This is a genomic window from Caulobacter sp. SRI_008 (assembly GCF_057586355.1).
Map to the genome: position 1 here is coordinate 100,633 of NZ_JBYCZS010000012.1, position 13,576 is coordinate 114,208.

Consider the following 13,576-nt stretch of genomic DNA (forward strand, 5'->3'; position numbering starts at 1 on the left):
CCCGTACGGGTAGCAATAATCTTCCCGGCGCGTTCTACAAAGGATCATGTCCCATGTGCGGCATCATCGGCATCGTCGGTAAGGCCTCCGTCGCCGAGCGTCTGGTCGAGAGCCTCAAGCGGCTCGAGTACCGGGGCTACGACTCGGCCGGCATAGCGGGCGTGGTGGGAACAGGCGTCGAACGCCGCCGGGCCAAGGGCAAGATCAAGGCCCTGGAAGAGGTGCTGGCCGCCGAGCCTCTCACCGCCACCACCGGCATCGGCCACACCCGCTGGGCCACCCACGGCGAGCCGAACCTGAAGAACGCCCACCCGCATTCGGCCGGCCGCGTCACCCTGGTGCACAACGGCATCATCGAGAACTTCGCCGAGTTGAAGGCCGAGCTGGCCGCCGCCGGCCGCACCTTCTCCAGCGACACCGACACCGAGGTGATCGCCCACCTGATCGACGCCGAGCTGGCCACGGGCCTGGCCCCGCTGGACGCCTTCAAGGCCACGCTCGACCGCCTGACCGGGGCCTACGCCCTGGCCGTGCTGATCGAGGGGGCCGAGAACCTGGTGCTGGGCGCCCGCCGCGGCAGCCCGCTGGTGGTGGGCGAAGGCCAGGGCGAGATGTTCCTGGGCTCGGACGCTCTGGCCGTCGGCCCGTTCACCAACCGGGTGATCTATCTCGACGAGGGCGACTACGTGGCCCTCGACCACGACAGCGCCCGGATCTTCGACGCCTCGGGCGCGGCGGTGACCCGTCCCGTGCGGGTGGTGCCGGCCAGCGCCGTGATGATGGAGAAGGGCAATTACCGCCACTTCATGGAAAAGGAGATCCACGACCAGCCCGAGGGGTGCCAGCGCACCATCGCGGCCTATGTGGACGCCCTGACCAGCAAGACCGCCATCCCGGGCGAGGTCGACTGGGCCAAGCTGGAGCGCATCCAGATCGTCGCCTGCGGCACCTCCTACATCGCCGGCGTCGTGGGCAAGTACCTGATCGAGCAGCTGGCCGACCTGCCGGTGGACGTCGAGATCGCCTCGGAGTTCCGCTACCGCCAGCCGGCCCTGCGGCCGGGCGCCCTGGTCGTGGCCATGTCGCAGTCGGGCGAGACCGCCGACACCCTGGCGGCCCTGCGCTACTGCAAGGCCAAGGGCATGAAGAGCGCCGTGGTCGTCAACGCCACGGAATCGACCATGGCCCGCGAGGTCGATGTGGTCTGGCCGATCCACTGCGGGCCGGAGATCGGCGTGGCCTCGACCAAGGCCTTCACCGCCCAGGTCAGCGTGCTGACCGCCATCGCCGTGGCCGCCGCCAAGGCGCGCGGGACCATCGACGCGGCCGAGGAACAGCGCCTGGTGAAGGTGCTGCTGGAGGCCCCGCGCCTGATCGCCGAGGCCATCCACCTGGAAGGCGCGATCAAGGAGATCGCCGCCGACGTCGCCAAGGCCCGCGACGTGCTCTATCTGGGCCGCGGCCCGATGTCGGCCCTGGCCCTGGAAGGCGCGCTGAAGCTGAAGGAGATCAGCTACATCCACGCCGAGGGCTACGCCGCCGGCGAGCTGAAGCACGGCCCGATCGCCCTGGTCGACGACAAGACCCCGATCGTCATCCTGGCACCCCATGACAGCTGGTTTGAAAAGTCGGCCTCGAACATGAGCGAGGTCATGGCGCGCGGCGGCCAGGTGATCTTCATCACCGACACCGAAGGCGTGAAGCACGCCCCGGCCGGCGCCAAGGTGGTGGTCACCGCCCCGGCCAGCGATCCGCTGGTCTCGACCCTGGTGATGTCGGCCCCGATCCAGCTGCTGGCCTACCACGTCGCCGTCATCAAGGGCGCGGACGTCGACCAGCCGCGCAATCTGGCCAAGTCGGTGACGGTGGAATAGCGTCGCACGCTTGACGGCAGAAGCGGCCAAAGACTCTACTCCCGGAATGTTTTCCGGGGGCGTGCTTCGATGATCGACAGACCTTGGCTGGCGGCGGTGCTGGCGCCCGTCGTCCTGTTCGGAGCGGCGGCGCAGGCCCGCGCGGCCGAGGCGTACGACGCCGCCAACTGGCATGGGCTGTGCGACGCCGTCGGCTGCTCGACCTGGGGCGCGGGCGAGACCCTGGCCCAGCCGGGTTACGTGCTGCTGGCCGAGACCGCCGGCGGCCGGCGGCTGGTGTTCGGCGCCGGGGTGCGCTCGCAGCGCCCGTCGGAGGGCCTGCTGAAGATCGAGATCGCCGACAAGGCCGGCGCGAAACTGTGGGCGGCGACCCTGCCCGGCCGCGCCAACCGCCCATCGACGCGGGCGGTGCTCTATGACGACGCCGAGATCCAGCGCGTGCTCGACGCCCTGAAGGCCGGGGCCAGCCTGAAGCTGGGCCTGACCTCGGATCCGTGGCCGGCGGCGACCATCGCCCTGAAGGACGCCGGCGCGGCCCTGGCCTGGTCGCGGGCCAAGCCCGGCGTGGCCGCTTCGCCGCCGATCGTGCGCCGCCCGACCGCGCCGCCCTCGGCCGACCTGCCATCGACGCCGCCCGAAGTGGCCAAGGCCTGCGAGGCCCTGTCGGAATTCGCCATCGTCCGCCTGTCGCTCAACAAGATCCTGTGGGTGTCGAACTGCAGCGGCGTGTCGATCAACGAAGACGCCAAGCTGCACATGACCGACGACGCCGGCCGGCTGCTGCCGCTGCCGGCCTTCGGCGACGCCCCCACCGGCGGCGCCCCGGAGCTGACCAACGTCACCTTCGACTACCAGACGCGGGTGCTGACGGCGGTGTTCCGCGACAACCGCTACTACGGCTGCGGGCAGCGGCGCGACTGGGTGTGGGACGGCCAGCGCCTGGCCCTGATCCGCGACGCCTCGGCTGAGTGCATCGGCATGGACGAGACCGACTGGCCGACCTCGTTCCGGGCCATGGTCGAGGAGCGCTAGCCCGCCGCCAGCCCCGCCAGGATCGAAGGCTTCACCTTCAGGTCGGTCTTGCTGAACACCAGGTCCTCGCGGCCGAAATATTCCTTCTGGCGGCCGGCGCACCAGTCGGTGGTGACGATGGTCAGATGGGTCTTGTCGGGACGCGTGGGACCGCTGGCGTAGGCGAAGTCGCCGGTCAGCCTGTCGAACGGGAAGCCGCGATCCTGGTCGGTGCGCGACAGGATGTCGGCCAGGGTGGCCGCATCGACTTCCGCCTTCATGATCACGCCGTCGAAGCGGACCACGGAGTCGTAGGCGTAGCGGGTCAGTTCGCCGGCCGGCAGGCCCATGCCCATGGTCGTGTGGCCCATGAAGCCGACGTCGGCGCCGGCCGCCCTGGCCATCAGGCCGGCGACCTTGCGGCCGCTGTCGCCCAGCGACAGGGCCTTGGGCACGCTGGCGACCACCGCCCGCTCCTCGGGCTGCAGGCGGGCGGCGAGCACCGCTTTGACGTGACGCTTGAGGACCGGATCGGCCGGGCCGTTGGGATCGACGACGACGCGGGAGATGCGGATCGGGTCGGCCTTGCGGGCGCGGTCGATCGTGGCCACCGTCAGGGGCTGGCCCCAGGCGCCGGTGTGGACGTAGCGGCTGGACCCCTGCGCGTGCTCGACGGTCAGGTGGTTGTGACCGCCCAGGAACAGGGTGCGGTCGGGCAGGCCAGCCAGCAGCGGCCGATCGGCGGGCAGGCCGGCGTGGCTCATCACCACCAGCAGGCCGTCGCTGGGCGGGGCGGACGGCAGATTGGCCTGCGCCCAGGGCGTCGGGGCGGGGATCGACAGGTCGGGCCGGATCGCCTTGGGATAGGTGTCGATCGAGTTGGTAGCCCAGCCGACCAGATGCACCGGGAAGCCGAGGTCGAGCGTGGCGCGCGAGGAGGCGATCGGCCGGCCGGTGCGCTTGTCGACGATGTTGCTGACCACGGTGATGCCGAGCGCCCTGGCGCGCTCGGCGGCGGCGGCGATGTCCTCGACCAGGTCGGCGTCGTGGTTGCCGATGTTGATGACGGTGGGCGCCAGCCTGGCGACGGCTTCCAGGAAGGCCCAGTCGAGCTCGCCGTCGCTGCGCTTGGCCACGACGTTGCCGGCCTCGAAGAGGTCGCCGTTCAGCAGGATCAGGCTGGGCGTGGCGTCACGGCGGACGATGCGGCGCATGGCCTCCAGCAGGGCCGGCATGATCCCGTAGGCCGAGTGCAGATCCGACAGCATCAGCACTCTGGCCTTGCCGGCGGCGGCCAAGGCCGCGGGGGCGAGCGACAGCGCCAGGCTCGCGGTCGCCCCGCCCAACACCGTCCGCCGATTGAACCCGGTCATGCTCGCCTCGCCCTATGCTTGTCGGCGCCCTGCCTAGACCGCTCCAGGCAGGGCGCCAACCAGGCTTTGGCGGGTCAGCGTTCGCTGTCGAGGTGCGCCATCATCGCCGGGGCGTAGCGCTCACCGGCCGCCGCGCCCTTGGGCACCGCCGCTTCGATGGCGGCCAGGTCGTCCGCGCCGAGCACGACGTCGAGCGCCCCCAGGGCTTCGGACAGGCGGTCGCGGCGGCGGGCGCCGACCAGGGGGACGATGTCGTCGCCGCGCGAGGCGACCCAGGCGATGGCGATCTGGGCGACCGACACGCCCTTGGCCTGGGCCACGCCGCGCAGGGTCTCGACCAGGGCCAGGTTGCGGTCGAGGTTCTCGCCCTGGAAGCGCGGGGAGTGGGCGCGGAAGTCGCGGGCGGCGGGCTGGGCGGTCTTGTCCCAGTGACCGCTGATCAGGCCGCGCGACAGCACGCCATAGGCGGTGATCGAGATGCCCAGTTCGCGGGTGGTCGGCAGGATGGCCTCCTCGATGCCGCGCGACAGCAGCGAATATTCGATCTGCAGGTCGCTGATCGGGGCGACGGCGGCGGCGCGGCGGATGGTGTCGGCGCCCACTTCCGACAGGCCGATATGGCGGATGTAGCCGGCGTCGCGCAGCTCGACGAGGGCGCCGATGGTGTCCTCGATCGGCACGTCGGGATCCAGGCGCGAGGGCCGGTAGACGTCGATGTGGTCGACCTGCAGGCGGCGCAGCGAATAGGTCAGGAAGTTCTTCACCGCCTTGGGCCGGCTGTCGTAGCCGAGGAAGGCGCCGTCGGGGCCGCGCAGGGCGCCGAACTTGACGCTGATCAGCGCCTTGTCGCGGTCCTGGCCCTTGAGCGCCTCGGCGATCAGCATCTCGTTGTGGCCCATGCCGTAGAAGTCGCCGGTGTCGAGCAGGGTGATCCCGGCCTCGAGGGCGGCGTGGATCGTGGCGATGCTCTCGGCCCGGTCGGCGGGGCCGTAGAGGTCGGACATGCCCATGCAGCCGAGGCCGAGGGCCGAGACGGCGGGACCGGTGGTTCCGAGCTTGAGGGTGCGCATGGCGATCTCCTTCGTGCGGGGCGGTCTCGGTTGGGGAGACCCGAGCGCCGCGGTGTTTGACGAGGCGACTATGCCGTCGCGCGACCTGTGCGATAATCCGCTCACTCACGCACGAGCCGTTCGGAAATTCGCACAATGGCCAGCCCCGACCTCGCCGATCTCGACGCTTTCGCCGCCGTGGCCCGGGCCCGCAGCTTTCGCGGCGCAGCCGTGGGTCGAGGGGTGTCGGCCTCGTCGCTGAGCGAGGCGGTGCGGCGGCTGGAGGCGGCGCTGGGCGTGCGCCTGCTCAACCGCACCACCCGCAGCGTCACCGCCACCGAGGCCGGCGAGCGCCTTCTGGAGCGCCTATCACCCGCCCTGGCCGAGGTGGCCGGCGCGCTGGACGCGGTGAACCAGTTCCGCGACAGCCCGACCGGAACCCTGAAGCTGAACGTGCCGGGCGCGGCGGCCAAGCTGTCGCTGGGCGAACTGATCGGCCCGTTCCTGCGCGCCAATCCGGGCGTCACGCTGGAAATCATCGTCGAGGACAGCTTCGTCGACGTGCTGGCGGCCGGGGCCGACGCCGGGGTGCGCTACGGCGAGCGGCTGGAGAAGGACATGATCGCCGTGCCGCTGTCGGGTCCCGAGCGCTACCAGGCCGCGGCCTCGCCGGACTTCCTGGCCCGCCACGGAACGCCCCGCCATCCGCGCGATCTCCTGGCCATGCCCGGCATCCGCCACCGCTTTCCCAGTGGGGCGATGATCGTTCCGGAATTCGAGAAGGACGGCGAGATCATCCGCGTCTCGCCGGAGGGACCGCTGGTCACCTCGTCGTCGGAACTGGAGATCCGCGCCGCCGAGGAGGGGCTGGGCGTGGTGATGAGCTTCGAGGGCCTGCTGGCCCCGGCCGTGGCCGCCGGCCGGCTGGTCCCGGTGCTGGAGGACTGGAACCCGCCCTTCGACGGACCCTTCCTCTACTACCCCAGCCGGCGGCACATGCCGGCCCCGCTACGGGCCTTCGTCGACTTCCTGCGGGCCCGCAGAACGGCGAGCCTGGCGGGAAATTGAATCTTCTCCGGCGTTTGCCGCCTGTTCACCGTCGGCTGTCATGCTGCCAGGCGATAGAACGAGGGGCACTCCGCCGATGACCGTCCACAGCCGCTTCGCCGCCCGCCTGGGCGGGGCGTTCGCCCGTGTCGCCACGCGCCTGCGCGGCCTCGGTTCGAACACGCGCGGCGGCATCGCCGTCTGGGTGGCCCTGAGCATCCTGCCGCTGTCGATCCTGGTGTTCGGCGTCGTCGACGTCAGCCGGATGAGCCTGGAGCGCCGCCGCCTGCAGGACGCCCTGGACGCCGCGACCCTGATCGCCGCGCGCACCACCGCCACCGACGAGAGCACTCTGACGGCGACCGGCAGCGCGGCCCTCAAGGCCGAGCTCGGCTCCACCACGGCCACGTCGAAGTTCTACGTCGACTCCAAGAAGGAGGTCATCGGCGAAGCCTCGATCTCGATCTCGCCAATCATCCTGGGCCTGATCAACAACAACAAGCCGCTGGTGACCAGCGCCAAGTCCTACGTCGTGCGCTCGTCGAAGAACCTGGAAGTAGCCCTGGTGCTCGACATCACCGGCTCGATGGACGGCACCAGCCGCATCGGCGCCCTGAAGACCGCCGCCGCCGACCTGATCGACACCGTCGTGCAGGACGTGCAGACGCCCTACTATTCCAAGGCCGCGATCGTGCCGTACTCGATCGGCGTCAATGTCAGCACCTATGCCGACAGCGTGCGCGGGGCCGTTCCGTCCAGCACGCTGAGCAGCGCGGCCTGGTACAGCGCCACCAAGACCATCTCGGCCTACACCAAGGGCTCGCCGACGACGATCACCACCTCGGCCACGCACGGCTTGGCGGTGGGCGACTACGTCTACATCACCGGCACCGGCTCCAGCTATCTGAACTCCAAGATCCTGGCCGTGACCAGCGTGCCGTCGACGACCACCTTCAAGGTCACGCCCAGCAGCAGCATCACCAGCACCGGTTCGGCCGGCACGATCTACAAGTGCCTGACCTCGACCTGCTCGGTGGTGATCACCACGGCCTCGACGCACAACTTCCAGACCGGCGACCAGGTGCTGCTGAGCGGCATCAGCGGCATGACGGCCCTGAACAGCCAGAAGCCGACGATCACCTACAAGACCACGACGACCTTCGACACCAACATCGTCGGCACCTCGTACACCACCGCCGGAACCGGCGGCACGGGCTCGTGCTACAGCACCGCGCGCTCGGACATCAGCTGCGCCTTCTTCAACTTCACCAGCGCCAGCAGCACCAGCGAGAGCTTCCCGATCAGCACCTGCGCCACCGAGCGCACGGGCACCTACGCCTATACCGACGACGCGCCCAGCACCTCGCTGGTCGGCCGCAACTACCCGGCCTCGACCACCTATGGCGCCAGCTCGACCAACCCCTGCCCGACCAGCGTCATCACCCCGCTGAGCACCGACAAGACGGCCCTGAAGGCCCAGATCAACGGCCTGGCGGTGGGCGGCTCGACGGCCGGCCAGATCGGCCTGGCCTGGGGCTGGTACATGGTCTCGCCGAACTTCTCGTACCTGTGGCCCAACACCTCGCAGAAGCCGGCCGCCTACGGCGCCGAAGACCTGATGAAGGTGGTGGTGCTGATGACCGACGGCGCCTTCAACACCAACTACTGCAAGGGCGTGATCGCCAAGGACGCCGGCTCGGGCTCGGGCGGCACGGCCGACCACATCAACTGCGCGGCCACCAACGGCGACGCCTTCACCCAGGCCCAGACGCTGTGCACCAAGATCAAGGCCAAGAACATCATCATCTATACGGTGGGCTTCGACGTCGGCAGCGACGCCACCGCCAAGTCGATGCTCAGCGCCTGCGCCACCAGCAGCGACTACGCCTACTTCCCGGCCAACGCCACCGAGCTGAAGACCGCCTTCAAGGCCATCTCCCAGCAGATATCGGCGCTGCGGATCGCCCAGTAGCAGGCGAGCAGCGGGCGAGCGGCGCCCCTCGAAGCGCGCATGAAAAAGGCCCCGTCCGCGAGGACGGGGCCTTCGTCGTTTCAGAGACCTCGGCGGCCCGATCAGGCCAGCTTGATCTCGCGCAGGCGCTGCTGGAGGAACTCGTCGGCGGTGATCGATTCCGGATAGCGGTCCGGGTTCTCCGCGGTGACGGTGTTGGGCAGGGTCTTGATCTCGTAGTCCGACGCGAAGTGCAGGAAGAACGGCGTCGAGTAGCGCGGCACGCTCCGGCGCTCGGGCGGCGGGTTCTGCACGCGGTGGACGGTCGAGGGCAGGACGTGGTTGGTCAGGCGCTCGAGCATGTCGCCGATGTTGACGACGATGCAGCCCGGCGGCGGGTTGATCGGCAGCCAGTCGCCGTTGCGGTCGAGCAGCTCCAGGCCGCCCTCTTCGGCGCCGAGCAGCAGGGTGATGGTGTTGATGTCGCCGTGGGCGCCGGCGCGCACGCCGGTGGCGTCCTGCGGGATCGGCGGATAGTGCAGCAGGCGAAGCACGCTGTTGCCGTTCTCGACGGTCGGCTTGAAGAAGTCGCGGTCGAGCTTCAGGTAGGTGGCGATCGCCTCCAGCACCTTGCCGCCCATGCTGTCGAGCGCGTTGTAGAGCCAGCTGACGTCATGCTTGAAGGCCGGGATCTCAGCCGGCCAGACGTTGTCGGCCATGGTGGCGCGGAAGCGGTGGCCGGGCGGCAGGTCGCGGCCCATGTGCCAGAATTCCTTCAGGTCGTGGTGCGTCGCGCCCTTGGCGGTCTCAACCCCGAACGGGATGTAGCCGCGCGCGCCGCCCTTGACCCCGGCGTACTGCTTCTTGGTGTCGACCGGCAGGGCGAAGAAGGCCTTGGCGTCGTCCACCGCCGCGTCGATGCGGTCCTGCGGCAGGTCGTATTCCGAGAGCACCGCGAAGCCATAGCGCTCGAACGAGGCGCCCAGCTCCTTGGAGAAGCGGTCGAAGTCCTTGCTGTAGAGGGTGAACGAGACGGGCTCGATGGCGGATGCGGACACGGTTGGCCTTCGGATATTAGTAAGACGGGCCTTACTACACCCAAGAGGCGGCGGAACGAAGGCCGTTCATCCCCCGCTCATGTGGTTTGTCGGAACTTGACCATAACGGGTGCGTTTCATCCGCTAATCGAACACTTCACGGGATAGACGGCAGATGACCAACAAGACCGCCTTCCGCGCCGCCGCTTTGGGCGCCCTCCTGATCGGCGCCGGCGCCATGACGGCCTGCACCACCACCGACCCGTACACGGGCATGCCGGTGCGCAACAACACCGGCACGGGCGCCCTGGCCGGGGCCGGCATCGGCGCGGCCCTGGGCTATCTGACCAACACCAACAAGGGCGAGCAGGGCCGCAAGAACGCCCTGATCGGGGCGGGCATCGGCGCCCTGGCCGGCGGCGCGACCGGCGCCTACATGGATCGCCAGCAGGCCGACTTCCGCCGCAGCCTGGAAGGCTCGGGCGTCGCGATCCGCCGCAACGGCGACCAGATCGTGCTGGTCATGCCCAGCGACGTGACCTTCGCCGTCGACAAGTCGGACGTGCAGCCGCAGTTCACCCGCGTGCTCGACGACGTGGCCCGCACCCTGAACGCCTATCCGCAGACCACGATCGACGTGGTCGGCCACGCCGACTCCACCGGCCCGGACGACTACAACCAGGGTCTGTCGGAGCGTCGCGCCGGCTCGGTGGCCGCCTATCTGACCGGTCCCGGCCGCGTTCTGCCCGACCGCCTGTTCGTGGCCGGCCAGGGCGAGCGCCAGCCGGTCGCCACCAACGACACCGCCGAGGGCCGCGCCCAGAACCGCCGGGTCGAGATCATCCTGCGCCCGCTCACCCAGTAAGCGACGCGCCAGGACGCCAGATCGAGGGCGGGGCGGCTTGACCAGCCGCCCCGCCCTTCGCTTTACAGGGGCCATGAAGACCCGCGCCGACCTCATCGCCTTCTTCGACGCCCACGGCGTCGACCATTCCACCCTCGACCACCCGCCGGTGTTCCGCGTCGAGGAGGGGCTGGAGATCAAGAAGGCCCTGCCGGGCGGCCACACCAAGAACCTGTTCCTCAAGGACGCCAAGGGCCAGCTGTGGCTGATCTCGGCGCTGGGCGAGACGGTGATCGACCTCAAGAAGCTGCACCACGTGATCGGCTCGGGCCGGCTGTCGTTCGGCCCCGAGGCGATGATGGTCGAGACCCTGGGGGTGACGCCGGGCTCGGTCACCGCCTTTGGCCTGATCAACGACGGCGAGCGGCGCATCCGCTTCGTGCTCGACAAGGCGCTGGGCCAAGCCGATCCGGTGAACTTCCACCCGCTGAAGAACGACGCCACCACCGCCGTCAGCCAGGCCGGCTTCCGCAGGTTCCTCGCCGCCCTGGGGATTGAGCCGATGATCGTCGACTTCGAGGCCATGGCCGTCATTGGCCAGGACGGGGTCGGCTAGGACGGGGTCGGCTAGGACAGGGTCGGCCGCCTTTTTCCAGCTCAGCTTGAAACCGGACGGCTTTTCTACATTTTAAGTTGCATGGAGGCGCGCGAACTCCACCCTCGAGGAGGCTCTCCATGCATCTGGCTTTCCGACCCGCCCTGACCGCGGTCCTGGCCTGCGCGGCGCTGACGACCCAGGCCTGCGCCCAATCGCAGCCCGCCTCGGGACCCGACCTGAAAGCCTTCGACCAGGCCCGGTTCATTCCGTTCGCGCCCTGGCCGGCCGGGCAGGCGCCGTTCACGACGGCGCCGACCGTGGCCCTGCGCCTCGACGGGCCGCTGGGCGCCTTCAGGCCGCCGCCGGTGGTGATGGACACCGGCTCGACAGGCCTGGTGATCTCGGCGGCGGACCTGCCCGGCTACAGCGCCGCCAAGACGGTGGGATACAAGCCCGGCTGGGAGTTCCTGAGCAGCAGCAAGCGGCTGTGGATCGGTCACTGGGTTCCGACCAGCGTCGCCTTCCTCGATGGGGCCGGCGTCGAGGTCGCCCGGTCGCAGGTTCCGGTGCTGGTGGTCGAGACCGAGCTGAACTGCCCAGGCTACGACGTGAAGGCCGCGCCGGGGACCTGCGCCGCGCCCAAGGCCCGGATCGATCTGCCCAAGGGCATCGCCTATATGGGCGTCGGCTTCGGGCGCGAGGGCAACGGCCAGTCGCAGGGCACGCCCGACAAGAACCCGCTGCTGAACGTCGTCGCCATCGACGGCCGGCCGATCGCGCCGGCGACCTTTCGCCGGGGCTATGTGGTGACGCGCGACGGCGTGCACGCGGGCCTGACCCCGGCCCTGGCCGCCGGCTTCCGGTTCGCCAAGCTGGGTCCGCCAGGCGCGGGCGGGCCGCTGGACTGGCCGCAGGCGCCGATGCGGGTCGCGGCCGGACGCCTGCCCGCCCAGCCGGGCGCGCTGCTGATCGATACCGGCATCCCGACCATGTATCTGGGCGTGGCCGATCCAAGCGCCCTGCGGACGGTCACGCAGACCAACCACAACGACAAGGCCCAGGCTAAGGTGCTGGCGGCCGGCGAGACGGTGACCGTGACCGTGCCGACCGCGCCGGCCACGACCTTCGCCTTCACGGTGGGCCGGCCCGACGACGCGGCCCCCAGCCAGGTGCTGGTGAACTCGCCGATGGCCACGGCCTTCGTGAACACCGGCCGCCACGTGCTGCGCCGCTACGCGGTGCTGTTCGACGCCGACGGCGGCTGGTTCGGACTGCGGCCGGCGGCCGAGGGCGGCCAGGTCTAGGCTTGCGCGGCACAACCACAGGCCGCATCCTTCCCGCAAAACAAACCCGAGGGAGGGGCCATGACCTGGTTGCCGATCACTTCTGCTTTGTGCGTGGCGAGCGTCGCGGGGCTGGTGGCCCTCAGCGTGCCGGTGGCGACCTATCGGCTGAAGTCGCAGATCACGCTCGGCAAGGGCGACGACCCGGTGCTGACCGCCCGCATCCGCGCCCACGGCAACTACATCGAATATGTCCCGATCGGCCTGATCGCCATTGGCCTGGCCGAGCTGGAGGGCGCGCCGACGCTCCTAGTGCTGGCCAGCGCCGTTGCTCTTGTCCTCGGCCGGCTGATCCACGCGATCGGCATGCTGACGGGGGCGAAGATCCCGCCGCGGGCCATCGGCATCACCCTGACCTGGCTGGCCCTGGCGGGCGCCGGGGCCGGGGTCCTCACAGCAATGATCCGCTCGTGACGCGGCGAAGATTGCGAAGCGGCCCGGCAAGGACCATCTTGCGGCGCTGAGCGACCGCGCGTGAGAGAAGACCCATGTCCCTGATCGGTGAAAAGCCCGCCCCCATCCAGGCCGGCGGCGGCAAGAGCGAGCACATCAAGGACGGGACCGACGCCACCTTCATGGCCGACGTCATCGAGGCCTCGAAGACCCAGCCGGTGATCGTCGACTTCTGGGCGACCTGGTGCGGTCCCTGCCGCCAGCTGACCCCGGCCCTGGAAAAGGTGGTCAACGCCGCCAAGGGCGCGGTGAAGCTGGTCAAGATCGACGTCGACGCCAACCCGGGCTTCGCCGGCCAGCTGCGCGTGCAGTCGATCCCCACGGTCTACGCCTTCGTCGACGGCCAGCCGGTGGACGGCTTCCAGGGCGCCCTGCCCGAAAGCCAGATCCAGCAGTTCGTCGAGCGCATCTCGGGCCCGCCGGCCGCCGGCGCGGTGGACGAGCTGCTGTCGATGGCCAAGGAGAGCCTGGACGTCGAGGACCTGGGCGGCGCGGCCCAGGCCTTCGCCCAGGTGCTGCAGATGGAGCCCGACAACATCAAGGCGCTGGGCGGTCTGGCCCGCGTCTACCTGGCCGGCGGCGACCTGGAGCGCGCGGCCGAGATCGCCGCCATGGCGCCCGAGACCGCCAAGGATCCGGACCTGGAAAGCGTGCGCGCCGCCCTGAAGCTGGCCGAGGCCGCCCCGTCCGAGACGGCCGCCTTCGAAAAGCGCCTGGCCGCCGACGCCGACGACCACGAGGCCCGCTTCGAGCTGGCCAAGGCCCTGGCCGGCGCCGGCCGCCTGGACCAGGCCAGCGACCACCTGCTGACCATCATCCAGCGCGACCGCGCCTGGAACGACGAAGCCGCCCGCAAGCAGCTGCTGACGGTGTTCGAGGCGGCCGGGCCGACCTCGGAAATCGCCAAGCAGGGCCGCAAGCGTCTGTCGGCGATCCTGTTCAGCTAGGAAACCCTGGCGGGGCCGCGCGTTCACACTATCCAGTCAAGGAGGCCGC

12 protein-coding genes are annotated in these 13,576 nt (G+C 70.0%); 9 read left to right on the top strand and 3 right to left on the bottom strand.

Annotation, left to right across the window (positions count from 1 at the left end; all coding sequences use genetic code 11):
* Positions 1–53: 53 nt before the first annotated feature.
* Positions 54–1,874, top strand: coding sequence for a glutamine--fructose-6-phosphate transaminase (isomerizing) (gene glmS / locus AC2YHT_RS12695; RefSeq protein ID WP_487290157.1), 1,821 nt, complete (start codon positions 54–56; stop codon positions 1,872–1,874).
* Between the two features lie 69 nt (positions 1,875–1,943).
* Positions 1,944–2,906, top strand: a complete 963-nt coding sequence (locus AC2YHT_RS12700) for a DUF1176 domain-containing protein (RefSeq protein WP_487290158.1) — start codon at positions 1,944–1,946, stop codon at positions 2,904–2,906.
* On the opposite strand, the gene AC2YHT_RS12705 is transcribed toward AC2YHT_RS12700, so the two are convergent.
* Together AC2YHT_RS12705 and AC2YHT_RS12710 are read right to left on the bottom strand one after the other, a co-directional pair.
* Positions 2,903–4,258, bottom strand: coding sequence for a metallophosphoesterase (locus AC2YHT_RS12705; protein ID WP_487290159.1), 1,356 nt, complete (start codon positions 4,256–4,258; stop codon positions 2,903–2,905). The genes AC2YHT_RS12700 and AC2YHT_RS12705 overlap by 4 nt on opposite strands.
* Before the next feature lie 74 nt (positions 4,259–4,332).
* Positions 4,333–5,328 (bottom strand): aldo/keto reductase, encoded by a 996-nt coding sequence (locus tag AC2YHT_RS12710; protein WP_487290160.1) that lies wholly within the window; start codon positions 5,326–5,328, stop codon positions 4,333–4,335.
* A 135-nt stretch (positions 5,329–5,463) separates the two neighbouring features.
* Here AC2YHT_RS12710 and AC2YHT_RS12715 point away from each other — a divergent pair, with 135 nt between their 5' ends.
* Together AC2YHT_RS12715 and AC2YHT_RS12720 are read left to right on the top strand one after the other, a co-directional pair.
* A complete protein-coding gene (locus AC2YHT_RS12715) occupies positions 5,464–6,375 on the top strand; it encodes a LysR family transcriptional regulator (RefSeq protein ID WP_487290161.1) in 912 nt (303 codons plus the stop codon).
* A 76-nt stretch (positions 6,376–6,451) separates the two neighbouring features.
* Positions 6,452–8,326, top strand: coding sequence for a ubiquitin-activating E1 FCCH domain-containing protein (locus AC2YHT_RS12720; RefSeq protein WP_487290162.1), 1,875 nt, complete (start codon positions 6,452–6,454; stop codon positions 8,324–8,326).
* Between the two features lie 101 nt (positions 8,327–8,427).
* On the opposite strand, the gene AC2YHT_RS12725 is transcribed toward AC2YHT_RS12720, so the two are convergent.
* A complete protein-coding gene (locus AC2YHT_RS12725) occupies positions 8,428–9,363 on the bottom strand; it encodes an isopenicillin N synthase family dioxygenase (protein WP_110119871.1) in 936 nt (311 codons plus the stop codon).
* A 154-nt stretch (positions 9,364–9,517) separates the two neighbouring features.
* Here AC2YHT_RS12725 and AC2YHT_RS12730 point away from each other — a divergent pair, with 154 nt between their 5' ends.
* From AC2YHT_RS12730 to trxA, 5 genes are all read left to right on the top strand, one after another.
* On the top strand, positions 9,518–10,207 hold the full coding sequence (locus tag AC2YHT_RS12730; protein ID WP_487290163.1) for a YiaD family glycine zipper/OmpA-like lipoprotein: 690 nt from the start codon (positions 9,518–9,520) through the stop codon (positions 10,205–10,207).
* A 73-nt stretch (positions 10,208–10,280) separates the two neighbouring features.
* Positions 10,281–10,802 (top strand): prolyl-tRNA synthetase associated domain-containing protein, encoded by a 522-nt coding sequence (locus tag AC2YHT_RS12735; RefSeq protein WP_487290164.1) that lies wholly within the window; start codon positions 10,281–10,283, stop codon positions 10,800–10,802.
* 119 nt (positions 10,803–10,921) lie between these two features.
* Positions 10,922–12,088, top strand: a complete 1,167-nt coding sequence (locus AC2YHT_RS12740) for a hypothetical protein (protein WP_487290165.1) — start codon at positions 10,922–10,924, stop codon at positions 12,086–12,088.
* Positions 12,089–12,148: 60 nt separating this feature from the next.
* Positions 12,149–12,541: an MAPEG family protein gene (locus AC2YHT_RS12745; RefSeq protein ID WP_487290166.1), complete on the top strand. Its 393-nt coding sequence runs from the start codon at positions 12,149–12,151 to the stop codon at positions 12,539–12,541.
* Positions 12,542–12,615: 74 nt separating this feature from the next.
* The gene (gene trxA, locus AC2YHT_RS12750; RefSeq protein WP_487290167.1) at positions 12,616–13,527 is read left to right on the top strand and encodes a thioredoxin; all 912 of its coding nucleotides are present in this window, start codon (positions 12,616–12,618) and stop codon (positions 13,525–13,527) included.
* The last annotated feature ends 49 nt before the right edge of the window (positions 13,528–13,576 follow it).

Excerpts from the sequence above, each read along its gene's own strand:
- AC2YHT_RS12715 (WP_487290161.1), top strand. The coding sequence starts at position 5,464 with ATGGCCAGCCCCGACCTCGCCGATCTCGACGCTTTCGCCGCCGTGGCC.
- AC2YHT_RS12720 (WP_487290162.1), top strand. The coding sequence starts at position 6,452 with ATGACCGTCCACAGCCGCTTCGCCGCCCGCCTGGGCGGGGCGTTCGCC.
- AC2YHT_RS12700 (WP_487290158.1), top strand. The coding sequence starts at position 1,944 with ATGATCGACAGACCTTGGCTGGCGGCGGTGCTGGCGCCCGTCGTCCTG.
- AC2YHT_RS12745 (WP_487290166.1), top strand. The coding sequence starts at position 12,149 with ATGACCTGGTTGCCGATCACTTCTGCTTTGTGCGTGGCGAGCGTCGCG.
- AC2YHT_RS12710 (WP_487290160.1), bottom strand. The coding sequence starts at position 5,328 with ATGCGCACCCTCAAGCTCGGAACCACCGGTCCCGCCGTCTCGGCCCTC.
- AC2YHT_RS12740 (WP_487290165.1), top strand. The coding sequence starts at position 10,922 with ATGCATCTGGCTTTCCGACCCGCCCTGACCGCGGTCCTGGCCTGCGCG.
- AC2YHT_RS12730 (WP_487290163.1), top strand. The coding sequence starts at position 9,518 with ATGACCAACAAGACCGCCTTCCGCGCCGCCGCTTTGGGCGCCCTCCTG.
- trxA (WP_487290167.1), top strand. The coding sequence starts at position 12,616 with ATGTCCCTGATCGGTGAAAAGCCCGCCCCCATCCAGGCCGGCGGCGGC.
- glmS (WP_487290157.1), top strand. The coding sequence starts at position 54 with ATGTGCGGCATCATCGGCATCGTCGGTAAGGCCTCCGTCGCCGAGCGT.
- AC2YHT_RS12735 (WP_487290164.1), top strand. The coding sequence starts at position 10,281 with ATGAAGACCCGCGCCGACCTCATCGCCTTCTTCGACGCCCACGGCGTC.
- AC2YHT_RS12705 (WP_487290159.1), bottom strand. The coding sequence starts at position 4,258 with ATGACCGGGTTCAATCGGCGGACGGTGTTGGGCGGGGCGACCGCGAGC.